Raw genomic sequence first — 22153 nt, forward strand, 5'->3', positions numbered from 1 at the left:
GTTTGAAACGTCGGAAAGTCTTGTATGTCTCGGGAACTCGGTACGCAGCGCGAGCTGGAAGCAACCAAAGCAGTTATCGGAGAGCTGGCCAAGCATCTCAACGTCAATATCTGCCTTGAGCTCTGGGATGGCACGGTCATCCCGCTCGGCAAGGACGCCCAGGACGAAATTCGTTTCGTCGTCGCTTCCGCCAACGTGCTTCGCCGCCTGCTGCGCGAACCCTCGCTGATCAGCGTCGCCGAACTCTACGCCACGGGCGATCTCGATATCGTCGGCGCCAACCCGGTCGATGCGATGCGCGGCGTGGACCATCTCCAGTTCCTGCGGTTGCCCAAGAAGATCAACAAGGCGCGGCTTCTGAAGATGGCCCTGCCCATCCTGCTCAAGAGCTATTCGGCATCGTCCTTCGTCAAGCGCTTCACCAAGAAGGCGGGCGCAACGCCAACCAGCGGACGCGACGACAAGGAGATGATCGGCTTCCACTACGATCTCTCCAACGACTTCTACAGCCTCTTCCTCGACAAGGAGATGGTGTATTCTTCGGCCTACTTCCCGACACCCGACACGTCGCTCGACGAGGCGCAGATCAACAAGCTGGACCTCATCTGCCGCAAGCTGCGTCTTGCGCCGGGCGACCGGCTGTTCGATCCGGGCTGTGGCTGGGGCGGGCTTCTGTGCTATGCCGCCGAGCATTATGGCGTCGAGGCCTATGGCACGACGCTGTCGCAGGAGCAGTTCGGCTTCGTGAACGCCAAGATCGACAGGATGGGCCTGGGCGACAAGGTCAAGATCGAGCTGCGCGATTGCCGCAGCATCTCCGACGACAAGATCTTCGACAAGATCGCGCAGGTGGAGATGATCGAGCATGTCGGCATCGCCAACCACCACGATTTCTACCGGTATCTGCGCAAGCACATGCGCCCGCGCGGTGTTTATTTCGGCCAGGCCAGCTTCCGGCGGAACACCGAGCGGCCGGAGGACTTCCCCAAGCTCACGCCCTACATGAAGTTCATCGTGAAGTACATTTTCCCCGGGGGCGAGCTTGACCATGTCGGCATGACCACCGGCGCCCTGGAACGGGCGGGCTTCGAAGTCCACGAGGTCGAGGCCGTGCGCGAGCATTTCGGCTACACGACGGAACATTGGGTGCGTCGCCTCTACGATCGCAAGGAAGAGGGTGCGGCGCTGGTCGGCATGCCGCAGACGCGCATCTGGCTGCTGTACCTGTCGCTTTGCGCGCTGTCCTTCCACCGTGGCGCGCTCAACGCGTTCCAGGTCGTTGCCACCAGCCGCCATTCCGGTGCATCCGGTGTCGGCTTCGACCGTACGACGGAATATGGCGGTGCCCGCCGCGTCGGGACCGAAGCCACGTCCGAAAGTGCGCTGAAGACCGCCTGAGTTTATGGTCTTGCGCAGTTGGGAACGTAAAACCGCTGCGCAGTTTTGCCGGAATTGCTCTAAGCGAAGGGCAGCGCGGCAACGAGGCCCAGGAACAGGATCAGCCCGACGACACCGTTGAACTTGAACAGTGCCAGGCACTGTTCGGGATCATCGATGTCGAGCGTGGCGATCTGCCAGGCGAGCATGACGCCGGCGGCGACAAGGCCGAGCCAGGCGACAAGACCGACGCCGGTGAGCCAGAACGACAGCGCGATCAGCGCCACCGTCAGGCCATACAGCCCCATCAACCACTGCGCCGTATTCTCGCCGAACAGCCGCGCGGTGGAGCGCACGCCGATCAGCGCGTCGTCTTCCTTGTCCTGATGCGCATAGATCGTGTCATAGCCGATCGTCCAGGCGATGGCGGCTATGTAGAGCGCGACAGAGGCGCTCGAAATCTCCGAAAACTCCGCCGCCCAGCCCATCAGCGCCCCCCAGGAAAAGGCCATGCCGAGGAAGAATTGCGGCCAGTCGGTAAAGCGCTTCGCAAAGGGATAGATCGCGACGATCGCCAGCGACGCGACGCCGAGTACGATGGCGAAAAGATTGAACTGCAGCAGCACGACGAGGCCGACAAGCGCCTGCAGCGCCATGAAGATCTTCGCCTGCCGGCGCGTGACGCGGCCCGACGGCAGCGGGCGTGAGCGGGTGCGGGCGACCGCCTGGTCGATATCGTGGTCGACGAGATCGTTATAGGTGCAGCCGGCGCCGCGCATGGCGACGGCGCCGATGAAGAACAGCAGGAGATGCGTGACGAAACGCGTCAGATCGAACGTGCCGACTGCCGCCGAAAGGTTGGCCGCCAGCGCCGTCGACCAGAGGCAGGGCAGGAGCAGAAGCTGCCAGCCGATCGGCCGGTCCCAGCGCGCAAGCTGTGCATAGGGCCAGGCGGCGCGCGGCAGCGCGCGGTAGACCCAGTTGTTGGACGGCGCATCGGCGACGCGGCCGGAATCGGGCGGAGAGGTGATCATCCCCCTAGATCGCAAGCGGCCTCGCCCCGGTCAAGCCGGCACGAAGCCGCAGCCGGTTACGGCAACGTGAAATCGAAGCGGTAGGTGGCGGAGAGGCCGATCAGGAACTGGTTCTTGTCGCCGCGCTCCTTGACGAGGCTCGACTTCGCGGCATCGCCGACGAGGCGCTTGTATTCGGCAAAGGCGCTGGTCTCGATCTTCTCGTTGACCTGCCAGGTAATGGCGGCACCGGCGCCGACCGAATGGATACCGCCATCCGGATCGAAAGCGTCAAGGCCGGATTCCGCGACCTGGCTCGGCTTCACGCCGTAATAGGTGTCCATGTAGTCGTTCGAGGCGACCGTGACACGCGGGCCCGCCGAAAGACGCACATCCGGTCGCACGTCGACGAAGGCATCGGCCGAAATATCTGCGACAATGCCGTCATGGCTGCGAATGCCGTGGCGCACTTCGCCGCGCACGCGCAGCCAGTCGGTCGGGTAGGCTTCGGCGAACGCGCCGAGTTCGCCGCCGAACTTTACCGGGGTCAGGCCCTTGAGGTCGTCGGAATCGCCGTCGTCACGCGACATGACCAGCTTGCCGGTCGCGCCGGCGCGAAAACCACCATTGTCGATAAGCGCGAAGGACGGGTTGTCGTTGCGCGAGGAGAAACGCACCGTGCTGCCGGCCTTGCCGAGCGAGATCATCGGAGTGACCTGGAACAGGTACTTCTTGGCGCCTTCGTAGTCCGGGGCGGCAAAGCCGGCAGCGCCGACCTTCAGATACCAGTCACCGGACCAGAAATAATCGCCGGCAAAGGCGCTTGCAGGCGCAAACAACAGGGCGGCCGCAGTCATTGCGGTCGAAACACGGATACGCAAAACTAAAATCCTCGCTTCACCGGCAGACCCGCCGCGGGCTGCCGAAACCTTTGATTTGGTGAACATTAGCCGCGTTTCATTACCGTTTCGCTAACCATCGTTCAGACCGCGAAGCCGGAACGATTCGCTCCAGTCTGCGTTTTTTAAGAGATGAAACAAGGAGTTTTCCCATGACCATCAGCACGATGGAGCTGAAGCTGAACGCGATCCGCACCGATACCGGCCTCTCCCGCAAGGAAAAGATCGAAAAACTCGAAAAGCTGCGTACCGAAGCCCGCGCCCTCCAGCGCGCCGCCACAGAAAGCGCCATGGTCGAGGATGACGGCTGGTACGAGGACGTGCACCTGATCGACACCGAGCTGGAAAACCTCGGCCGCAGCGTGGAGGAAAAGGGCGCGGCGACGCTCTGACGCCCCGCAGCCCTTGACCTTTCGGCCTCGCCCGCTTAACCCGCCTCACAACCAAGGACGGATCGAGGGTGCGGGCATGAAGGTTCTGTTGATCGGATCGGGCGGACGCGAGCACGCCCTTGCCTGGAAGCTGGCGCAATCGCCCCTTCTCACCACGCTCTATGCGGCGCCTGGCAATCCCGGCATCGCCGAATGCGCGACGCTCGTTTCCCTTGATATCGACGACCATGCTGCCGTCTCAGCCTTCTGCAAGGACAACGGCGTGAGTTTTGTCGTGGTCGGGCCGGAAGCCCCGCTGGTCGCGGGCATTGCCGACGTGCTGCGCGCCGATGGCATCGATGTTTTCGGCCCCTCCGCGGCCGCGGCCCAGCTTGAGGGCTCCAAGGGTTTCACCAAGGACCTCTGCGCCAAATACGACATCCCGACCGGCGCCTACCAGCGCTTTACCGATGCCGTTTCGGCTAAAGACTATGTCAACGCACAAGGCGCGCCGATCGTCATCAAGGCCGACGGGCTTGCCGCCGGCAAGGGCGTGACCGTCGCCATGACGCTCGACGAGGCGCTCGCCGCTGTCGACGACTGTTTTGACGGCGCGTTCGGCGCTGCAGGTGCGGAAGTCGTCGTGGAAGCGTTCCTCGATGGCGAAGAGGCAAGCTTCTTCTGCCTCTGCGACGGCGTGAACGCTCTGCCGCTTGCCTCCGCCCAGGATCACAAGCGCGTCGGCGACGGCGATACCGGCCCGAACACCGGCGGCATGGGTGCCTATTCGCCGGCTCCGGTGATGACATCAGACATGGTCGAGCGCACGATGAAGGAGATCATCGAACCGACGATCCGCGGCATGGCGGCGGATGGCCACCCATTCCAGGGCGTTCTCTTCGCCGGGCTGATGATCACCGCCAAAGGCCCTGAACTCATCGAATACAATGCACGGTTCGGCGATCCGGAATGCCAGGTGCTGATGATGCGGCTTGAAAGCGATCTGCTGCCGATCCTGCATGCGGCGGCGATCGGCCGGCTCGACAAGGTTTCCGCCGAGTGGCGCGAGGCGCCGGCGCTGACCGTCGTCATGGCTTCGAAGGGCTATCCGGGCAGCTATGAGAAGAACACGCCGATTCTGTCGCTCCCGGCGGACGACGAAGGCACCAAGGTGTTTCATGCCGGCACAGCGCTGAAGGACGGCACATTGGTCGCGACCGGCGGGCGCGTGCTCAATGTCACGGCGGTTGCAGGTACCGTTGCGGACGCACAAAAGGCCGCCTATCAGGTGCTCGACCGGGTAAAATGGGACAACGGCTTCTGCCGCCGCGATATCGGCTGGCGCGCCGTCGCCCGCGAACAGGCCTGAAACGGGCGGTAAAAATCGCCCGGTCGTTCAAATTTTACCATATCCCCTGACGAGACCGTAACCGGCGGGCGCTATTCTCCTCCCATGATTAGGGAGAACCGTTGATGCGTACCCTGCTGCCGACCCTTGCCTTCGTGCTTCTTGCCGCCCCCGCTTTTGCCGGGTCCTTCGAACCTGTTGCCAAGGCCGCATCCGCAGGCACCAGCATCGAGACGATCACCTGCAACGACTGCCCGCCCTTGAAGCCGAAACGCTCGCTCGACACCTACCATGTCGACTCAATCGAGCCCGGCACGCAGAAGGTCGAGATCCGCGAAGCGGACGGCGAGCGCAAGATCTTCCGCACCGAGGCCTGGATGGGTGGTTCGCCCGTGCTCTTCGTCAGCAAGGCGCCGGCCGAGACAGTGCAGGCGGCAGAGGTTGAAAAGCCGGTGGAGGAGAACGCCACGGCGACGGAAACCGTCGATGCCAGCGCCAAGACGAGCGCGGTGGACGAGACCGCTGCACACAAGGCAGCGACAGCGACGATGGCCTCCTCACGCGAGTTTGATCCATCGAAGTTTGCACTTCGGCTCAATTGACCCCATATTGGAGGGACCCTGCCCTTCAGTCCCTCCAGGCTGTTGGATCCGTGAAAACGGACGTTTTGCGCCCCTGACCTCAAGCGGGGGCGCAGGCGTGTTAGCCGCCCTCTCCGAGATCACACGCGAGTTGCTCGACCTCCCGGTCGGAATAGACGGCAATGCCGTTCCTGCGCAGCAGCGCCGCCGTCACGCCCTGCCCCGCATGCCGCACACCGGAAAAGCTGCCATCATAGACGAAGCCGGACCCGCAGGACGGGCTGCCATCAATGAGTAGCGCATGCCGGCAGCCGTTTTCCTGCGCCACGTCGAGCGCGATCTGCGCGCCGGCGATATAGGCCGCGGACACATCGCCGCCGGATAGTTCCAGCACCCGCGCCCGTCCGTCGAGCACGTCGTCGCCGTTCAAACCGTTTTCGATTTCTGCCGGCGGCCGCGGCACCTGGAAGCCGCCCGCCAGCTCCGGACAGAGCGTCACCAGCCGCCCCTCCGCCTTCCAGCGGTCGACGGCGTCATGCACCAACGGTTTCGCCGAGCCGTTGTAGCGCACCGGCAGGCCGGCAAGGCAGGCACTGATGAGGATTTTTCCGGCCATCAGCGCCCGTCCCTCACCCCGCGATCTTCGAGAAATCCGCAACCGTGCCGGTCGCCGCGCGGATGGCGGCGAGGAGGGCAAGGCGGTTGGCGCGGATGGCCGGGTCTTCGTCGTTGACGAGCACATCGTTGAAGAACTGATCGACCGGCGCACGCAGGGCCGACAGGGCTTCCATGGCGGACCGGAAGTCTTCCTTTGCGACGGCGGCAGCCGCATCCTTCGAGGCGGTCTCCACGGCGGCATAAAGCGCCCTTTCCGCATCGAGCTTCAACAGATCGGCCGAGACCACGCCTTCGACGACGGTCCCCTTCTTCTCTTCCGCCGCGAGAAGCTGCGTGGCGCGCTTGGTGCCGGCGAGCAGGTTCTGGCCCTCTTCCGAGGTGATGAACGCCGTCAGCGCCTCGACACGGCGGGCGACCATCAAAAGGTCGTCGGCCTCCGGCGTCAGTACGGCATCGATCAAGTCATGGCGCGCGCCCATGTCGCGGAGGTACACCTTGAGGCGATCCTGGAAGAAGGCAATGAGATCCGGATCCTTTGCCACGGAGCCGAGCGGCAGGCGGATGTTCTTTTCGAGCAGCATACGGATGACGCCGAGTGCGGCACGGCGCAGCGCATAGGGATCCTTCGAGCCAGTCGGCTTCTCGTCGATTGCCCAGAAGCCGACGAGTGTATCGAGCTTGTCGGCAAGTGCCACGGTCACGCCGATTTTGTCGCCCGGCAGGCGATCGGAGGGGCCATTCGGCTTCCAGTGATCTTCAATCGCTTCGGCGACAGCCGCATCTTCGCCCTGCAGCGCCGCGTATTTGCGGCCCATGATGCCCTGGAGTTCCGGGAATTCGCCGACGGCTTCCGTGCGCAGGTCCGCCTTCGCGAGCACCACGGCGCGGTCGACGAGCGCAGCATCGGCACCGGTGACCTTCGCAAGTTCAGCGGCAAGCTTGCGGATACGCGCGACGCGCTCGCCCTGCGTGCCGAGCTTGGCGTGGAACGTCACGTTCAGCGCGTCGAGCTTGGCCATGCGCTGGTCGAGCGGCTTTTTCAAATTGAGGTCGAACTTTTCCGCCGAGGCCTTGAGCGTCTCGAGATCCGGCAGGTCGCCCTGGTCGCGCAGCCAGAAATGCTTGGCGTCCGAAAGACGCGCGCGCACGACCTTACCGTTGCCGTGCACAATCTCCTTGCCGCCATCCTTCGCCTCGATATTGGCGATGAGGATGAAGTGGTTGGAGAGTGTATCGGCGCCCGGCTTGCGGGTGACGAAACACTTCTGGTTCGTCTTGATCGTCAGGCGGATGATTTCCGACGGGATCGCCAGGAACTCTTCCTCGAAGGTGCCCATCAGCACCTGCGGCCATTCGACGAGGCCGGAGACCTCTTCCAGCAGGCCCTCGTCCTCGACCAGTTCGAGACCGCTGGCGAAGGCAATGTTGTTGGCGTCGGTGGCGATGATCTGCTTGCGGCGCTCGGCATCGAGCACGACCTTCGCCTTCTCCAGATTGGCGGCGTAATCCTCGAAGCGGCGCACGGTGATCGGCTCGGGCGCATGGAAGCGGTGGCCGTAGGTAACATTGCCGGCAACGAGCCCGTCGACCTCGAAGGGCACGACGCGGGTTTCTTCCGTTTCCGAGCCAAAGGTGCAGACGATCGATTGCAGCGGACGCACCCAGCGCAACGCACCGGGTTTTGCCGAGGCGACACCGGAGCGCATCGACTTCGGCCAAGGGAAATTGCGGATGATGCCGGGCATGACGTCCGCAATGATCTCGTCGGCCGGACGGCCGGGCTTCACGAGATGGGCAACGTAGAAATCGCCCTTCTTCGGATCGCTGTGCACATGGGCTTCGGAGACCGAGGCGAGCCCCGCCTTGCGCAGAAAGCCCTGGATCGCCTGTTCGGGCGCCGACGTTGCCGGCCCCTTGATATCCTCGCGCACGTCGCTTGAGCGGGCATTGAGGCCACGGATATCGAGCGTCAGACGCCGCGGCGTCCAGTATTCGCGCGCACCCTCATAGGTCAGCCCCGCCTCCACCAGCGCGTCGGTGACAAGCTTCTTCAGGTCCCCCGCCGCCTTGCGCTGCATGCGGGCGGGAATTTCCTCGGAGCGGAGTTCAAGCAGGAGATCGGGCATGGGGTTCAACAAACACTTGATTTTTCAACTGGCCGGGACTTAGCAAGCCCCATGCGAATTGTCATCCGGTGATTACCCGAAAACGCGTCTTTCAGGCCGCGTCGTGAACGGGAATGCGCGCGATATCGGCCTTCTTGCGCTCCGCCTCGATCTTCAACTCATAGGCCGTCTGCAAATTCATCCAGAATTCAGGCGTAGTATCGAAAAACTTCGCAAGGCGAAGCGCGGTGTCGGATGTGATGCCGACACGGCCGGAAACGATGCGCTCGACCCGCGTACGCGGCACGTTCAATTTGCCTGCAAGCGCGCCCGCGCTCATCTCCAGCGGGGCAAGATAGAGATCGTTCAGGATTTCCCCCGGGTGGATCGGCGGCAGCTTTGGCGAGACCATCACACAGTCCTATCTTCAATGATAATCGACAATCTCAACATCCTCAGGCCCGGCCGCCGTCCAGCGAAAACAGATGCGCCATTGCCTGTTGATGCGGATCGAATGTTGCCCTTCCCGATCGCCCGCCAGTTTTTCCAGCCGGTTACCGGGTGGTGACCGAAGATCTTCAATCGTTACCGCGGCGTGCAGCACGGTAAGCAATTGCTGGGCGCGTCGAACGAGTTCAGGAGGAAATCCCTTCTTCACCGAGCCATCGGCGACCATTTCGACAAGCTTGCCCCGGAATGACCGGATCATTTCAGCGCCTCCACGCTTGTATCACTGAATGATACATCCGTCCACTGTATGGATTACGGCAGACCTACCATCCGCCGCCACCGCCTCCACCGCCTCCACCACCGGAGGAGCCGCCACCGCCGCCCGACGAGAAGCCGGAGGACGAGCTTTTCGGCGGATCGGGCAGCGAGGAGGTCATGGTGCCGGCCATGGAGCCGACGAAGCCGCCCATGCGGTCGGTGAAATTGCCGGAGGAGAGGCTGTCGCCGTGGTACCAGACGGGCTGGTAGGCCGCGGCGGCACCGGCGGCGGCCGCGGCGAGGAGCCAATGGTCGAATGTCTCCGACCAGGGTTTTTCCACGCCGAGCGCCACGGCATAGGGCAGTAGCGTCTCGAAATGGCGGGGCGACATTTCTGGCGCGCCGGCCATGTTCATGCGGTCCTTCTCGGCGAGCGTCAGATATTGGCGCAAGCCCGCGATGCCGTCCATCATCTTGCGACCGAGCGGTGTGGGCGCGCCCATCAGGAAGAAGAAGACCAGATTGGTGACGACGATGCCGCCGATGGCGGCAAACAGCGGCAACTGGCCGGTTGCAGCACCAGTGGCAAACAGCGCGAGCACGATGCCGCCGAAGACCGTGAGGAAGACGAAGCTGATGAAGGCGATGATGGCAACCGCAAAAATGCGCGCGCCGAGCGACTTCGACCGCCTGAAATTCTGGCCGAGCGCGACCGCGAAGATCGACACGAACACCGAGGCAAAGACCGGCAGGATGACGAGCACGATGCCCTCCTCCGGCAGCGAGCCGAAGACCAGCAGGCCGGCAAGGCAGGCAAGCGACAGCAGGATGCCGCCGATCGCCTGCGGCCAGTTGGCGAGGTAATATTTGCGCCGGTGCTCCTTTTCCATAGCATCGCGGAAATCGCGGCCGAGTGTCTGCACCCGCTTGCCGTTCGACTTGTCGATGGCAAGGCTCGTGCCGGCAGCACCCAGCGCGCCGAGCAGCACCTTTTCACCCGTCGGCAGGTCGCCGGCTGTCTTGTCCGTGCGGGTGACGACGATCGATTTTTTCAGGTCCTGAAGCTCGACCAGCCCCTTGACCGCAAGGTTGAGGAAGGAGGCCGAAATCGCCGTCCAGCCCTGCCCGCCAAACCCCTTCTCGTCGATATAGTTGACGAGCGCGGGAGACATGCCCTCCGGCGCATCCCAGCGCGGCACGACGACGCCGCGCGGCGGATCGCGCCCGACGGAAAGCCAGGCCCACAGATAATAGCCGACAACGAGGACGAGGCCACCGAAGGCGAGGAAAAGATTGCGGTTGTCCTGGAAGAAGAGTGCCCGTTCCTCCTCCGGTGTCGGGCGGCTGATGCTGCCGGCCGGCATCTTCACGCCGATCGTCAGACCCTCCTGGGCCCCCAGTTCACGCGTCGTCTCGAAGCTTGCCTGATTGCCGCGGTTTTCCGCGCGCGCGTCCTTGCCCGTTGCACCGAGCGGGCCGGTAAAGACAGTCAGTTCCTCGGCACGCACACCCTCCGGCAGGGTCACGGTTGCACTCGCGCGATGGATGGGAAAGGCCCATTCGGTGCCGGTGACATTCCAAAACAGTTCATCATGCGTGTCAAAGAAGCGGATCTGCCGGGTCGTCTCGTAGGTCAGCCGGTACTGATGGAAGCCGGGATCGAGCAACACGTCCGCCGAGCCGAAGTAGATGCGGATGCCGCGGCGGATGCTTTCCGTGCGGTAGGGTTCCGGTCGGCCGTCGCGCTCGACGCTGAGGATCTTGAAGCCGACCTCGCGCTCCCGCCCTTCGGCATCGATGAAGGTCAGCGGGAAATCGCGGTAGATGCCGCGGCGGATCTGGTTGCCCTCGGCATAGACGCGGATCGTTTCCGCCGCCGTCAGCGTGCCGTTCTTGGCGAGCGCGATATCGGAATGGTAGCGGTCGAAATACTCTTCCGCCCGGGCGGCACCCCCAACCAGAAGGCAGAGCCACAGCGTCAGGAGAGCGGCAATCCGCATCATAGGGGACCCCAAATCTAGAACTTTACGGTCGGCACGGCCCGGTCAGCCGGGTTTTCGATCTCAAAATAGGGCGCCTTGATGAATTTGAAGAGGCTGGCGACGAGGTTCGACGGGAAGCTTTCGACCTTGACGTTCAGATCGCGGGCGGCACCGTTGTAGTAGCGGCGCGACATCTGGATCTCGTCCTCCAGCGTTTCCAGCGACTGTTGCAGCTCGGCAAAGTTCTGGTTGGCCTTGAGGTCCGGATAGGCCTCGGCAAGGGCGAAGATGCGGCCGAGCGCCTGGCTGAGCAGGCCTTCCGCCTGGGCGCGGCCGGCGACATCGCCTGCTGGCACGGCTTGGGCCTGGTTGCGCAGCTCGACGACCTTTTCCAGCGTCTCCTTCTCGTGGCTCGCGTAGCCCTTCACGGTCTCGATGAGATTGGGAATGAGATCGGCGCGGCGCTTCAGCTGCACGTCGATGCCGGACCAGGCCTCTTCCTTCACCTGCCGGGCGCGCACCAGGCCGTTGTAGATGATGATGGCGTAGATGACGACCACCGCCGCGATTGCCAGACCGATCATGGGTTCTCCGCTCCTTCTGTGTGTTGCCTGTGAACTTAGCATTCGCGCCGGCGCAGGAAAGCCCCCTCATCCGCCTGCCGGCACCTTCTCCCCGCTGGGGAGAAGGTGGCCCGAAGGGCCGGATGAGGGGGAACCTTCACCACGAACACACCCTGTCACCGCGGGAACCGCGCGGCGGCGCGCTTTGCCCGATAGTCGCTCATCAACAACACGAACCCCGAAGCGACCGTCATGAAAGCCCTCGTTCTCACCATCAACGTTCTCGGTTTCACCGCCCTGTTCCTCGCCTACACGATGGGCGCTGCGGTCGACCGTCCGAAGGGTGTACGCCGGGCGCTCCAGACCTATGCCGGCCAACTCCCCACCGGCACCTTCCCCACGCTGAAGCCCGTCTGGGAACTCGGCGTAAAGGTCACGACGATCGCTTGAGGCGCCGCTGCCTCTGCCCGCCACCCTTGCCGAAACGATCCCGCCGGTCATATTGAAACGGCGGTGCCGCCGTTGCGGCCTGCCTGTCCGTGACGGAGGACCATGGGATGAAAACTGTCGCCGCCGGGCCTCTCGAGATCGCTTATATCGAGGTCGGGCCTGCCGATGGGCCTGCCACCGTGTTGCTGCACGGCTTTCCCTATGACGGACACGCCTATGTCGCGGTCTGCGAAACGCTTGCCTCCGCCGGCCATCGCTGCATCTCGCCGTTCCTGCGCGGCTTCGGCGCCACGCGGTTTCTCTCCGCAGAGACGCCCCGCTCCGGCGAGCAGGCGGCGCTCGGCGCGGACCTCCTCGCCCTGCTCGACGCGCTGTCCATCGAAAGGGCCTATCTTGGCGGATACGATTGGGGTGGGCGGGCCGCTTGCATCGTCTCGGCGCTCTGGCCGGAGCGCGTGCTGGGGCTCGTCAGCTGCGGCCAGGGATACAACATCCAGAACATCGCGCAGGCGGGCACGCCGGCCGCGCCGGAGGAAGAGGCGCGGTACTGGTACCAGTATTATTTTCATTCGGAGCGCGGTCGCAGGGCCTTGCGGGAAAACCGCCGGGGGCTCTGCACTTTCATCTGGAAACTCTGGTCACCGACATGGGGTTTCGACGCGGCGACGTTCGAGCGCTCGGCGACCGCCTTCGACAATCCGGATTTCGTCGAGATCGTCATCCATTCCTACCGACATCGCTTCGGCGGTATTCCGGGCGATCCGGCACTGGCGGGTATAGAGACCCGGCTAGCGCGGCAGCCGGATATCACCGTTCCGACGATCGTGTTGATGGGGGCCGACGATGGCGTCGACCCGCCCTCGCCCGTCGATCACGACAGGCGACACTTCACGGCGTCTTATGAGCGTCGCATCGTTCCCGGTGCCGGGCACAACCTGCCGCAGGAAAAGCCGGACGCCTTCGCTCAAGCCGTCCTCGACCTTAGCCGACGACGCTAGGCACAGATCAGGCCGCGCTCTTGGTCCAGTTCACGCCGCCAGCATCCGTCAGCAGGAAGGCTTCGCCGCATTCCTTGGCCAGAACGCGAACGCGCGCAATGTAGCGTTCACGTTCGGTCACCGAGATGACCCCGCGCGCATTCAACAGATTGAAGATGTGCGACGCCTTGATGCACTGGTCATAGGCCGGCAGCACGCATTTGTGCAGGCGCTGGTTATCCGCATCGCCCGGCGCGCCGGCGGCGAGCAGCGCCTGGCACTCCTTTTCCGCATCGATGAAATGGCGGTGCAGCATCGCCGTGTCGGCGAATTCGAAGTTGTGGCGGGAATATTCCTGCTCGGCCTGCAGGAAGACGTCACCGTAGGTGATCTTCTCATCGCCCTCGCGGCCGTTGAAGTTGAGGTCGTAGACATTGTCGACGCCCTGCACATACATGGCGAGACGTTCGAGGCCATAGGTCAATTCGCCTGCGACCGGAGAGCATTCGATGCCGCAGACCTGTTGGAAATAGGTGAACTGCGAGACTTCCATGCCGTCGCACCAGCATTCCCAGCCGAGGCCCCAGGCGCCGAGCGTCGGACTTTCCCAGTCGTCTTCGACGAAGCGCACGTCGTGCAGCAGCGGATCGAGGCCGATGGCAGCGAGCGAGCCGAGATAGAGTTCCTGAAGGTTCGACGGGTTCGGCTTCAGGATGACCTGGTACTGGTAGTAGTGCTGGAGACGGTTGGGGTTTTCGCCGTAGCGGCCGTCGGACGGGCGGCGCGACGGCTGCACATAGGCGGCGCGCCATGGGCGCGGACCCAACGCCCGCAGCGTCGTTGCCGGGTGGAACGTGCCCGCACCCACTTCCATGTCATAGGGCTGAAGCACCGCACAGCCCTTGTCCGCCCAATAGTTGTGCAGCGTCAGGATCAGCCCCTGGAAGGAGCGGGTCGGGTTCATATGGTCAGGCAGGGCGGCAGAGGTCATCGGTTTCGTCCAGCATTCTTTGGAAAAGCTGGCGGACTGGTGCCACGATGCGCCCGAGGGGTCAAGGGTTTCGGGCAGCTGCCTGCAATGCGCTCAATGCCGTTCGAGCGAACGGAAGAGGCCCGATCCGGCAACCTGCGTGACGGCCTGGACGCGCTGGGGTGCCAAGTCCGGCACCTGGCTCATCTGCCGGCGAAGGCCGCCCGGCACGCGTGAACCGTACCAGGCCGCAAGCACCGGAAGCTCGCGGCGCAACGAACCCGTCGCCCGCCAGCCAAGTGTGCGCAGTGCCTGCGTATCGAGCGGCGAGCGGGTGACATTGCCGGGCCGGCCACCGGTGAAACTGACGCCAGCAACGGAATCCTGAACCGTATCGAGCACCATGCGGGCGATGGAAAGGACATCGTACAGCTCGTCGCCGGCGACGTTGTAGGTGGCGTTTTCCGCGCCGCTGGAAACGACGGCGCGCAACGCCGAACAGACATCCGCCGCGGTGACGAAGGCCCGCTTCTGCGCGCCGTCGCCATGCACCGGAAGTGGCCGGCCGACGGTCGCAAATTCCATGAAGCGCGGCAGCAGCTTTTCCGCGTTCTGGCGTGTGCCGACGATGTTGACCGGGCGCAGCACCCGGATATCGAGATCGAAGGACCGGCGCAGGCCGGCGATCAGCATTTCCGCGGCGGCCTTCGAGGCGCCGTGCGGATTGTCGGGCAGAAGCGGCGCAAGTTCGCCGATCGGCTGGCCGTTGCCGGCGCCGTAGACTTCGGCGGAACTGATATGGATCATCAGCGGCACGCGGCGGCGGCCCATCGCCTCGACCAGAACCTGGGTGCCGAGCGCATTGGCGAGCGTGAAGCGTTCCGGCACGGAAAAGGCCCGCTCGACATGGCTTTCGCCCGCCGTATGGACCACGAGATCGGCATCCTTCAAAACCTCGGTCACAAGGTCGAGATTGCCGACGTCACCTTCCTGCAACGTCACGCGGCCCGTGCGGAAGGCCGCATCGAGATGCGACATGTCGGCAGCATAGGTGACGGAATCGAGCACGCGGATGCGCGCATTCGGGCAATGGGCGAGGAGGTCATCGACGATGTGCGAACCGACGAAGCCAGCACCACCCGTCACGACGATGGTGCGAATCCGGTCGAGGTCGAGCGAGGCCATGGTTTACTCCGTTCATTGCAGGCGCATCAGAGGGGCGCCCTCATGGCGACCCTGACCGCTAGATCGGTCTTCCTGCGCGCGAGGGCAAGTAAAACCCCAGGCTGCATGTGCGTAAATCCGATATTAACCTTACGTAGAATGGTTAATGTGCCAGGCCGGCACGACCGGCTCGTTTTTCCGGTCCCACGACGACACGCGGCTGTGCCGCAACGCTACTCGTCGTCCCGGCGCACGCGGTACTCTCCCGTTTCCGGATCCTTGACGAGTGTGCCGGTGGCGCCGGTGCGGCGCTCTTCCTGGGCGCGCTTGTTGATCTTGCTCAGCCGCTCGGCATCCGCAATGAACTTGCGGTAGCCGAACCAGGCAACGCCGACGACCAGAAGCAGAAAGATGATCTGGGCCATGGCCCCTCCCCCAAAAACTATTGCGCCTTATCCGGAAAGCCCGAAGCGGCCCCACAGCGCCTTTTCTTCCGCGAGCCCGGCGACCGCCGCGACGCCAGCCGAACCTATACGGCCTGCCATGTCCTCGGAAAGCCCCCCGATGCCGGGCGCCTTGCGGCCAAACAGACCCTTGGGCGCCGAAACCAGCTCAAGCCGCGTCTTCGGCCCGTAGCGCCGCTTCAGCTCCGAGCGCATGTCCGAGAGCCCGTCGACCAGGCCGAGCGTCTTCCCGCGGCCGCCGGTCCAGAACAGGCCGGAAAACAGGTCCGGGTCGTCGGCGAGTTTTGCGCCGCGACGCTCCTTCACCATGTCGATGAAGACCTGGTGGATTTCGAGCTGGAGGGACTTCAGATATTCGATGTCGCTCTCGCGCTCGGGCTGGAACGGATCGAGGATCGCCTTGTTGCTGCCGGCCGTATAGACGCGGCGCTCGACACCGATCTTCTTCAGCATTTCCGGAAAGCCGAAGCCGCCGGAGACGACGCCGATGGAGCCGACGATCGAGGTGGGGTCGGCAAAGATCTCGTCGCCGGCAAGCGCGATCATGTAACCGCCGGACGCCGCGACATCCTCGACGAAGACGAGCACGCGCTTGTTGTTCTCGGCTGCGAGCTCACGAATACGCTGGAAGATCAGGCGCGACTGGACCGGCGAGCCGCCGGGCGAATTGATGGAGATCGCCACCGCCGGTGCCTGCTTGTAGGCAAAAGCCTTTTCCAGCGCGGGTGCCGCCGTGGCGAGGTTGAGCGGCGGCCGAAACTGGCTGCCCGTCGCCATGATCGCTCCGCTCAGCCTAACGACCGGGATTGCGACACCTTCCTTGCGAAATCTCTTCGGCACCAGCGTCTTCAAAAATCCGGCCATCACGCGATCCTGTCTCCTGTTTATCTGCCCGGCTGATGTATGCACGACGGGCGAAAACACAATGGCGCGCCCTCAAATTCGGGTTTTTGACAGGCGCGGATAGCTGGCACGCCCATTGTTGAGATCGTTCACGAAGGGCGCGAAGGCATGCTGCGGGCCGTCATGCATGACGAGCGGCATGCGCAAGGCGAGGCGCGCGCGCGAACCCTTTATGGCGGTCACGAGGATACGGTGGGCGCTTTCGCCCGCGCGGGGATGGATGGGCGTGATCTCGATGCCGCCGACGCGGTGGCCGCAGGCGGCAATGATGTCGGCGATCGATTCCGGCCGGGCGATCAGCGAGAGCTGGCCTCCGGGCTTCACGATGGCGCTTGCCGTCCTGATCCAGCGCTCGAAGAGGTCATCATCCATCGCATGCGCCTCGGCCTTCAACGCGTCCGGCGTCCGCCGGTCGGCGCCATCGTTGAAGGGCGGGTTCATGATGACGTGGTCGTGCACGTCGTCGGACAAGCCGGCGGCCACACGTGCCCTGCCGGACAGCGACACATCCGCCTCCAGAACGGAAACACGCCCGGCGAAGGCAGCATTCGAAGCCAAGGCGACCGACTTGCGGGCGAACTCGGCCATCAGGGGCGAACGCTCGACGAGCAGCACCTCGGCTTTTTCGATGCGCGCGGCAACGGCAAGGCCGGCGGCCCCGGCACCCGCGCCAAGATCCGCCACCCGCATCGGCCCATCACCGGCGACAAGGGCGGCAAGCAGCATCGCATCCATGCCGGAGCGGTGCCCGATGCCCTTCGGCTGGACGACGTGGAACCGGCCGTAGTGGAAGGCATCGACGGTTTCGGTGACAGCCGTCTGCGCGAACGTCGGGCCGGCATCGCTCACGGGCGCAGCTCCGCCGCCAACCCCGCATCCTGGAAAATCTGCCGTGCCTCATCCTCCCGGTCGATCTCGACCAGGAAGCGGCGCGGCAGCATGCCGAGAGAGCCTTCGAGGATACTCATCGCCTCGTCGGCGATCAGGCAATGGATGCCGGCTTCCTTCATCAGGCTTTCCGCAAAGGAAAGCAGCACGGCGTCGTTGGTGCGGATCAGTTCGATCATTCCGGTCTTTTTCCAGCCATTATTGCCGAGGCGGGACAATTCGCCTCTTGCCGCAGCAAGCCTCGCTTTCTATTGTCTTTCAACAAAAATGAACAGGAGTCCGGGCATTTGGGCGTCGTGATACCGCTTGAAGAAGGCAAAAACAAACAGGCGTCGGTCAAGCCGCTCGTCGACCTCACGAAGGCCGACATGGAGCGGGTGAACCAGCTCATCCTGTCGAAGGCCGGTTCCGACGTGCAGATGATTCCGGAGGTTGCCAACCACCTGATCTCGTCCGGTGGCAAGCGCTTGCGCCCCATGCTGACGCTCGCCTCGGCCGCGATGTTCGGCTACGACGGCGACCATCACATCAAGCTCGCGACGAGCGTCGAGTTCATGCACACGGCAACGCTTTTGCATGACGATGTGGTGGACGAAAGCGACCTGCGCCGCGGCAAATCCACCGCGCGCATGATCTGGGGCAACCAGGCGAGCGTGCTCGTCGGCGACTTCCTGCTCGGCCAGGCCTTCAAGATGATGGTCGAGGTCGGCTCGCTGGAGGCGCTCGACGTGCTGTCGACAGCTGCGACCGTGATCGCCGAAGGCGAGGTGCTGCAGCTCTCCGTCGCCAAGAACATGGAGACGACCGAGGACGACTATCTGCAGGTCATTCGCGCCAAGACGGCCGCACTCTTTGCCGCGGCCGCCGAAGTCGGCCCGATCATCGCCAGCACGACCAAGGCGGAGCGCAATGCGCTGAAATCCTACGGCATGAATCTCGGCCTCGCCTTCCAGCTCGTCGACGACGCGCTGGATTACGGCGGCAAGGCGGCCGATCTCGGCAAGAACACCGGCGACGATTTCCGCGAAGGCAAGATCACGCTGCCGGTCATCCTCGCCTGGCGCCGCGGCACGGCGGAAGACCGCGCCTTCTGGCGCGACGCCATCGAAGGCGGCCAGAGCGACGACGCCAACCTGGAACGTGCCTTCGGCCTAATCACCCGCTATGGTGGCCTGACGGACACGATCGCCCGCGCCCAGCACTACGGCATGATTGCCCGCGATGCGCTCGCCCCCTTGCCGGCCAGCCCCTGGAAGAACGCGCTGCTCGAAGTCATCGACTTCTCCATCGCCCGCGTCAGCTGATCGGGACAGCCCAAAACGGTCCGGCAGGATTTTCTTGCCGCACCGCGCCAAAAAAGCCATTCTCTACCGTCATGAGTCCGTGACTGATTTGGGCGCCATCGTGGCAGGATTTGTCATGCACGGCTTCCGGGGCTTATTTCATTCCTGCTGGAAAGGCATTTTGATGCGGCATTCCCTTCTCCTTCGGCTTCTTTCCGGCGTGGCGATTGCGGCCAGCCTCGTGCTGACCGGCCCGCTCGCGGCCTTCGCGGAGGAAAAGCCCGCAGCGGTTGCCGCCGAGGAAACGCCGTTCGACCCCTTGGGTGTCAACACCTTCTCCGGCGCGTTCCTCGCCGCCCGCACGGCGGATTTCGACAAGGACTACGAGACCGCCGTCACGCTGTACAAGATCGCGCTGCAGTTCGACCCGACCAATCCGGACGTCAAGCAGCGCCTGATGATCACCCAGCTGATGAACGGCGACTTCGAGGAAGGCGTGAAGCTCGCCGACACGCTGAAGAACGATTCGTCCGTCGAGCGCATCACCTCCGTCGTGCGCGGCATGGAGGCAATCCGCAAACGGGAATACAAGAGCGCGGAAAAGATCCTCGTCTACAAGGGGCCGAACGACCTCGACAAAATGATGAACGACCTGCTGCTCGCCTGGGCCAAGTTCGGCGACGGCAAGTCGAAGGAGGCGCTCAAGCTGATCAACGGGATGGAAGGGCCTGAATGGCTTGCCATCTTCAAGAACTACCATGCCGGCGCGCTCGCTGCCGCAGCCGGTGACAAGGCGACCGCGCGCGCACGCCTCAACGAGGCGATCCTCGACCGCAACGGTGCCGGTGCGGCACCCGACACATTCATTCGTGCCGTCATGGCGCTCGCCCGCCTCGAAGCGCGCGAAGGCAACAAGCAGAAGGCGCTCGATGCGATTTCGGTCGGTGACAACTTCATCACCAGCTATGCACCGCTGAAGGCGTTGCGCCAGAGCATCGACGCCGGCGAAAAGCAGGAACAGCAGGTGCGCACGGCCGCGCAAGGTGCCGCCGCCGTGCTGTTCTCGATTGGCGGGGCACTCAACCGCGATGGCGCGGAAGACATCGTCTCGCTCTATCTCCAGGTGGCGCGCGCGCTCGACCCGGACAGCGACGACATGCTGGTGCTGCTCGGCGGCCTCGCCGAGAACCAGAAGAAGCCGCAAAAGGCGATCGACTACTATCGTGCCGTGCCGGAAAAATCGCCGATGCGGCGCATTTCCGAGCTGCAGCTCGGCCTCAACCTTGCCGATACGGGCAAGGTCCCGGAGGCCAAGAAGCATCTTCAGGAACTGATCGATGCCGATCCCGCGGATCTGCGCAGCTATCTGGCGCTTGGCAGCGTGCTTTCGGACGCCAAGGACTACAAGGACATGGCGGTGCTTTACGACCGCGCAGTCGAGGCGATCGGTTCGGTTCCGACACGCAACCACTGGAGTGTCTTCTTCCAGCGCGGCATCGCCTATGAGCGGCTGAAGGAGTGGGAGAAGGCCGAGCCGAACTTCCGCAAGGCGCTGGAGCTGAACCCCGAGCAGCCGCAGGTGCTGAACTATCTGGGTTACTCCTGGGTGGACATGAACAAGAACCTCGACGAGGGTCTCGACATGATCCGTCGTGCCGTCACCCTGAAGCCCGATGACGGCTACATCGTCGATTCGCTCGGCTGGGCCTACTTCCGCCTGAACCGCTTCTCGGATGCTGTGGCGGAACTGGAGCGTGCGGCGGAGCTGAAGGCCGGTGACCCGACGATCAACGACCACCTGGGTGACGCCTACTGGCGCGTCGGCCGCAAGCTGGAGGCGACCTTCCAGTGGAACCGCGCGCTTGGCCTGAAGCCGGAAGAAGCGGAAATCCCGAAGATCAAGCTGAAGGTCGAGAACGGCCTGCCGGAACTGAAGAAGACCGAGCCCGCCTCCGCTGAAGCGAAGGATGAAAAGCCGGTGCAGAATGTCTCTCCGGAAGGCGCTGCCACAGACCGCAAGTCGTAAATGCCACGCGCCGACAGCCTGCCGGGCTTTGCCGTCATCGAGCAGGCCCCGGCCAAGATCAACCTCGCGCTCGCCGTTGTCGGCCAGCGCGAGGATGGCTACCATCTCCTCGACAGCCTGGTGACCTTCACCGCCTTCGGCGACCGTATCGGCCTGTCGCCGGCGGCGGAAGATCGTCTCACGCTCTCCGGCCGTTTTGGCGATGCGCTTGCGGCTGACGCCGACAACCTCGTCGCCCGCGCTCGCGACCGGTTGCGTGCTGCCCTGGCCGAAGCCGGCCGGGTGGCTCCCCCGGTCCACATCCACCTCGAAAAGAACCTTCCCATCGCCTCCGGTATCGGTGGCGGTTCGGCGGATGCCGCCGCCACGTTGCGCGGTCTTCTCACGCTGTGGCAGGCTGACGTGCCGAAGACCGAGTTTGATGACATCGCACTCGGCCTCGGCGCCGATGTGCCGATGTGCCTTGCCAGCCGGCCGCTCGTCGCCCGCGGCGTTGGCGAGGACATCACGCCGGTGCCGATGCCATCCCTGCCCATGGTGCTCGCCAACCCGCTCGTCGGGGTCTCGACGCCCGCTGTCTTCAAGGCACTGGCCTCGAAAAACAATCCGCCGCTCGTTCTCGACGTGGCGCCCGTCGACTGGCCGGCGGCGATCAGCCTGTTACGCAACGACCTGGAGCCCCCTGCCCGCGCGCTTTGCCCCGACATCGCCGCGATCTCCGAAAGCCTCGCCGCCACTGGTGCGACCCTGGTGCGTATGTCCGGTTCCGGCGCGACCTGTTTCGCGCTATACCCTTCCGATCAGGCGGCAGACGCCGCGGCGACGGCGCTCTCGCGCCGGCACCCGTCCTGGTTCTTCACCGCCACCCGCACGCTTGGAGCCGATGATGGCACACATTGACGAGACGAGGCCTTTTCTCCCGGTCGGCATCGCCGTGCTCACGGTCTCGGACACCCGCACGCCCGAAACGGACCGCTCCGGCGACACGCTCGTCGCCCGCATCGAGGAAGCCGGCCACCGCCTTGTCGCACGCGCCATCGTGCCGGACGATATCGCTGCGATCCGCGTGCAGGTGGAGGCCTGGACGCGCGACGCCGCCGTGGACGTCGTCATCACCACCGGCGGTACGGGCTTTACCGGCCGTGACGTGACGCCCGAAGCGCTGGAACCGATCTTCGAAAAGCGCATGGACGGGTTTTCCGCGGTTTTTCACCGCATTTCCTACGACAAGATCGGCACATCGACGATCCAGTCACGCGCGACCGGCGGCGTGCTGAACGCCACCTTCATCTTCGTTCTGCCCGGCTCACCCGGCGCCTGCAAGGATGCCTGGGACGGCATATTGAAAGCGCAGCTCGACTACCGCCACATGCCGTGCAACTTCGTGGAAATCATGCCGCGCCTCGACGAGCACCTGAAGCGCACCGCGGGCTGACCTGTTCCATAGGGCACTGCGCGCCCCC

Annotated in this window: 24 protein-coding genes; 10 read left to right on the forward strand and 14 right to left on the reverse strand. The window is 64.0% G+C overall.

The genetic code is table 11. The features are described from left to right. Positions 1-24: 24 nt before the first annotated feature. The gene (locus tag AC1RT2_RS08040) at positions 25-1398 is read left to right on the forward strand and encodes a class I SAM-dependent methyltransferase (protein WP_493100939.1); all 1374 of its coding nucleotides are present in this window, start codon (positions 25-27) and stop codon (positions 1396-1398) included. 59 nt (positions 1399-1457) lie between these two features. Here AC1RT2_RS08040 and ubiA read toward each other — a convergent pair whose 3' ends face one another. Both ubiA and AC1RT2_RS08050 read right to left on the reverse strand, forming a co-directional pair. Further along, on the reverse strand, positions 1458-2411 hold the full coding sequence (gene ubiA, locus AC1RT2_RS08045; RefSeq protein WP_493100941.1) for a 4-hydroxybenzoate octaprenyltransferase: 954 nt from the start codon (positions 2409-2411) through the stop codon (positions 1458-1460). A gap of 56 nt (positions 2412-2467) precedes the next feature. Further along, the gene (locus AC1RT2_RS08050) at positions 2468-3271 is read right to left on the reverse strand and encodes a MipA/OmpV family protein (protein WP_493100943.1); all 804 of its coding nucleotides are present in this window, start codon (positions 3269-3271) and stop codon (positions 2468-2470) included. A gap of 170 nt (positions 3272-3441) precedes the next feature. Here AC1RT2_RS08050 and AC1RT2_RS08055 point away from each other — a divergent pair, with 170 nt between their 5' ends. The 3 genes from AC1RT2_RS08055 (at position 3442) to AC1RT2_RS08065 (ending at position 5610) form a co-directional block, all read left to right on the forward strand. Then, on the forward strand, positions 3442-3681 hold the full coding sequence (locus AC1RT2_RS08055; RefSeq protein ID WP_069059622.1) for a hypothetical protein: 240 nt from the start codon (positions 3442-3444) through the stop codon (positions 3679-3681). 76 nt (positions 3682-3757) lie between these two features. Next, entirely contained in the window at positions 3758-5029 is a 1272-nt protein-coding gene (purD, locus tag AC1RT2_RS08060; protein ID WP_493100945.1) for a phosphoribosylamine--glycine ligase, read from the forward strand. 104 nt (positions 5030-5133) lie between these two features. Continuing rightward, a complete protein-coding gene (locus tag AC1RT2_RS08065; RefSeq protein WP_069059624.1) occupies positions 5134-5610 on the forward strand; it encodes a plant virulence effector HPE1-like domain-containing protein in 477 nt (158 codons plus the stop codon). A 100-nt stretch (positions 5611-5710) separates the two neighbouring features. Here the strand turns inward: AC1RT2_RS08065 and AC1RT2_RS08070 are convergent, their stop codons facing one another. The 6 genes from AC1RT2_RS08070 to AC1RT2_RS08095 form a co-directional block, all read right to left on the reverse strand. After that, positions 5711-6205 carry a 2-thiouracil desulfurase family protein gene (locus tag AC1RT2_RS08070; protein WP_493100948.1) on the reverse strand — a complete coding sequence of 165 codons (495 nt, stop codon included), beginning with the start codon at positions 6203-6205 and terminating at the stop codon, positions 5711-5713. A 13-nt stretch (positions 6206-6218) separates the two neighbouring features. Next, a complete protein-coding gene (glyS, locus tag AC1RT2_RS08075) occupies positions 6219-8333 on the reverse strand; it encodes a glycine--tRNA ligase subunit beta (RefSeq protein WP_493100950.1) in 2115 nt (704 codons plus the stop codon). Positions 8334-8424: 91 nt separating this feature from the next. Then, positions 8425-8724, reverse strand: coding sequence for a HigA family addiction module antitoxin (locus AC1RT2_RS08080; protein ID WP_493100952.1), 300 nt, complete (start codon positions 8722-8724; stop codon positions 8425-8427). Between the two features lie 15 nt (positions 8725-8739). After that, on the reverse strand, positions 8740-9021 hold the full coding sequence (locus tag AC1RT2_RS08085) for a type II toxin-antitoxin system RelE/ParE family toxin (protein ID WP_493100954.1): 282 nt from the start codon (positions 9019-9021) through the stop codon (positions 8740-8742). A 64-nt stretch (positions 9022-9085) separates the two neighbouring features. After that, the gene (locus AC1RT2_RS08090) at positions 9086-11023 is read right to left on the reverse strand and encodes a DUF2207 domain-containing protein (protein WP_493100956.1); all 1938 of its coding nucleotides are present in this window, start codon (positions 11021-11023) and stop codon (positions 9086-9088) included. 14 nt (positions 11024-11037) lie between these two features. Then, a complete protein-coding gene (locus tag AC1RT2_RS08095) occupies positions 11038-11586 on the reverse strand; it encodes a LemA family protein (RefSeq protein ID WP_493100958.1) in 549 nt (182 codons plus the stop codon). Between the two features lie 231 nt (positions 11587-11817). On the opposite strand from AC1RT2_RS08095, the gene AC1RT2_RS08100 reads away from it, so the two are divergent. Together AC1RT2_RS08100 and AC1RT2_RS08105 are read left to right on the forward strand one after the other, a co-directional pair. Continuing rightward, the gene (locus AC1RT2_RS08100; RefSeq protein ID WP_444798822.1) at positions 11818-12015 is read left to right on the forward strand and encodes a hypothetical protein; all 198 of its coding nucleotides are present in this window, start codon (positions 11818-11820) and stop codon (positions 12013-12015) included. A gap of 107 nt (positions 12016-12122) precedes the next feature. Continuing rightward, positions 12123-13013 carry an alpha/beta fold hydrolase gene (locus AC1RT2_RS08105; RefSeq protein WP_493100960.1) on the forward strand — a complete coding sequence of 297 codons (891 nt, stop codon included), beginning with the start codon at positions 12123-12125 and terminating at the stop codon, positions 13011-13013. 7 nt (positions 13014-13020) lie between these two features. Here the strand turns inward: AC1RT2_RS08105 and AC1RT2_RS08110 are convergent, their stop codons facing one another. From AC1RT2_RS08110 to AC1RT2_RS08135, 6 genes are all read right to left on the reverse strand, one after another. Beyond that, the gene (locus tag AC1RT2_RS08110) at positions 13021-13956 is read right to left on the reverse strand and encodes a glycine--tRNA ligase subunit alpha (RefSeq protein ID WP_493101266.1); all 936 of its coding nucleotides are present in this window, start codon (positions 13954-13956) and stop codon (positions 13021-13023) included. Positions 13957-14076: 120 nt separating this feature from the next. Continuing rightward, positions 14077-15147 (reverse strand): dTDP-glucose 4,6-dehydratase, encoded by a 1071-nt coding sequence (locus tag AC1RT2_RS08115; RefSeq protein WP_493100962.1) that lies wholly within the window; start codon positions 15145-15147, stop codon positions 14077-14079. 212 nt (positions 15148-15359) lie between these two features. Further along, on the reverse strand, positions 15360-15551 hold the full coding sequence (locus AC1RT2_RS08120; protein ID WP_493100964.1) for a hypothetical protein: 192 nt from the start codon (positions 15549-15551) through the stop codon (positions 15360-15362). Between the two features lie 27 nt (positions 15552-15578). Beyond that, complete coding sequence (locus AC1RT2_RS08125; RefSeq protein WP_069059635.1) at positions 15579-16454, reverse strand: S49 family peptidase; 876 nt, start codon at positions 16452-16454, stop codon at positions 15579-15581. A gap of 72 nt (positions 16455-16526) precedes the next feature. Beyond that, on the reverse strand, positions 16527-17342 hold the full coding sequence (locus AC1RT2_RS08130) for a tRNA1(Val) (adenine(37)-N6)-methyltransferase (protein ID WP_493100967.1): 816 nt from the start codon (positions 17340-17342) through the stop codon (positions 16527-16529). Further along, entirely contained in the window at positions 17339-17560 is a 222-nt protein-coding gene (locus AC1RT2_RS08135; RefSeq protein WP_069059637.1) for a putative signal transducing protein, read from the reverse strand. Before AC1RT2_RS08135 ends, AC1RT2_RS08130 begins: the two co-directional genes overlap by 4 nt. Positions 17561-17668: 108 nt before the next feature. Between AC1RT2_RS08135 and AC1RT2_RS08140 the strand changes: the two genes are divergently transcribed. The 4 genes from AC1RT2_RS08140 (at position 17669) to moaB (ending at position 22125) form a co-directional block, all read left to right on the forward strand. Next, complete coding sequence (locus tag AC1RT2_RS08140) at positions 17669-18685, forward strand: polyprenyl synthetase family protein (protein ID WP_069059638.1); 1017 nt, start codon at positions 17669-17671, stop codon at positions 18683-18685. Positions 18686-18848: 163 nt separating this feature from the next. Then, the gene (locus AC1RT2_RS08145) at positions 18849-20690 is read left to right on the forward strand and encodes a tetratricopeptide repeat protein (protein ID WP_069059639.1); all 1842 of its coding nucleotides are present in this window, start codon (positions 18849-18851) and stop codon (positions 20688-20690) included. Then, complete coding sequence (locus AC1RT2_RS08150) at positions 20691-21590, forward strand: 4-(cytidine 5'-diphospho)-2-C-methyl-D-erythritol kinase (RefSeq protein ID WP_493100970.1); 900 nt, start codon at positions 20691-20693, stop codon at positions 21588-21590. It abuts the gene before it with no gap. Then, positions 21577-22125, forward strand: coding sequence for a molybdenum cofactor biosynthesis protein B (gene moaB / locus AC1RT2_RS08155; protein ID WP_493100972.1), 549 nt, complete (start codon positions 21577-21579; stop codon positions 22123-22125). The genes AC1RT2_RS08150 and moaB overlap by 14 nt, the downstream gene beginning before the upstream one ends. The last annotated feature ends 28 nt before the right edge of the window (positions 22126-22153 follow it).

This window comes from Shinella sp. GW821-FHT11G07 (genome assembly GCF_058808115.1).

Coding starts and splice junctions, on each gene's coding strand:
- AC1RT2_RS08085 (WP_493100954.1), bottom strand. CDS start 9,021: ATGATCCGGTCATTCCGGGGCAAGCTTGTCGAAATGGTCGCCGATGGC.
- glyS (WP_493100950.1), bottom strand. CDS start 8,333: ATGCCCGATCTCCTGCTTGAACTCCGCTCCGAGGAAATTCCCGCCCGC.
- AC1RT2_RS08145 (WP_069059639.1), top strand. CDS start 18,849: ATGCGGCATTCCCTTCTCCTTCGGCTTCTTTCCGGCGTGGCGATTGCG.
- AC1RT2_RS08080 (WP_493100952.1), bottom strand. CDS start 8,724: ATGGTCTCGCCAAAGCTGCCGCCGATCCACCCGGGGGAAATCCTGAAC.
- ubiA (WP_493100941.1), bottom strand. CDS start 2,411: ATGATCACCTCTCCGCCCGATTCCGGCCGCGTCGCCGATGCGCCGTCC.
- AC1RT2_RS08135 (WP_069059637.1), bottom strand. CDS start 17,560: ATGATCGAACTGATCCGCACCAACGACGCCGTGCTGCTTTCCTTTGCG.
- AC1RT2_RS08090 (WP_493100956.1), bottom strand. CDS start 11,023: ATGATGCGGATTGCCGCTCTCCTGACGCTGTGGCTCTGCCTTCTGGTT.
- AC1RT2_RS08125 (WP_069059635.1), bottom strand. CDS start 16,454: ATGGCCGGATTTTTGAAGACGCTGGTGCCGAAGAGATTTCGCAAGGAA.
- AC1RT2_RS08110 (WP_493101266.1), bottom strand. CDS start 13,956: ATGAACCCGACCCGCTCCTTCCAGGGGCTGATCCTGACGCTGCACAAC.
- AC1RT2_RS08065 (WP_069059624.1), top strand. CDS start 5,134: ATGCGTACCCTGCTGCCGACCCTTGCCTTCGTGCTTCTTGCCGCCCCC.
- AC1RT2_RS08150 (WP_493100970.1), top strand. CDS start 20,691: ATGCCACGCGCCGACAGCCTGCCGGGCTTTGCCGTCATCGAGCAGGCC.
- AC1RT2_RS08105 (WP_493100960.1), top strand. CDS start 12,123: ATGAAAACTGTCGCCGCCGGGCCTCTCGAGATCGCTTATATCGAGGTC.
- AC1RT2_RS08115 (WP_493100962.1), bottom strand. CDS start 15,147: ATGGCCTCGCTCGACCTCGACCGGATTCGCACCATCGTCGTGACGGGT.
- AC1RT2_RS08070 (WP_493100948.1), bottom strand. CDS start 6,205: ATGGCCGGAAAAATCCTCATCAGTGCCTGCCTTGCCGGCCTGCCGGTG.
- AC1RT2_RS08040 (WP_493100939.1), top strand. CDS start 25: ATGTCTCGGGAACTCGGTACGCAGCGCGAGCTGGAAGCAACCAAAGCA.
- AC1RT2_RS08095 (WP_493100958.1), bottom strand. CDS start 11,586: ATGATCGGTCTGGCAATCGCGGCGGTGGTCGTCATCTACGCCATCATC.
- moaB (WP_493100972.1), top strand. CDS start 21,577: ATGGCACACATTGACGAGACGAGGCCTTTTCTCCCGGTCGGCATCGCC.
- AC1RT2_RS08100 (WP_444798822.1), top strand. CDS start 11,818: ATGAAAGCCCTCGTTCTCACCATCAACGTTCTCGGTTTCACCGCCCTG.
- purD (WP_493100945.1), top strand. CDS start 3,758: ATGAAGGTTCTGTTGATCGGATCGGGCGGACGCGAGCACGCCCTTGCC.
- AC1RT2_RS08120 (WP_493100964.1), bottom strand. CDS start 15,551: ATGGCCCAGATCATCTTTCTGCTTCTGGTCGTCGGCGTTGCCTGGTTC.
- AC1RT2_RS08055 (WP_069059622.1), top strand. CDS start 3,442: ATGACCATCAGCACGATGGAGCTGAAGCTGAACGCGATCCGCACCGAT.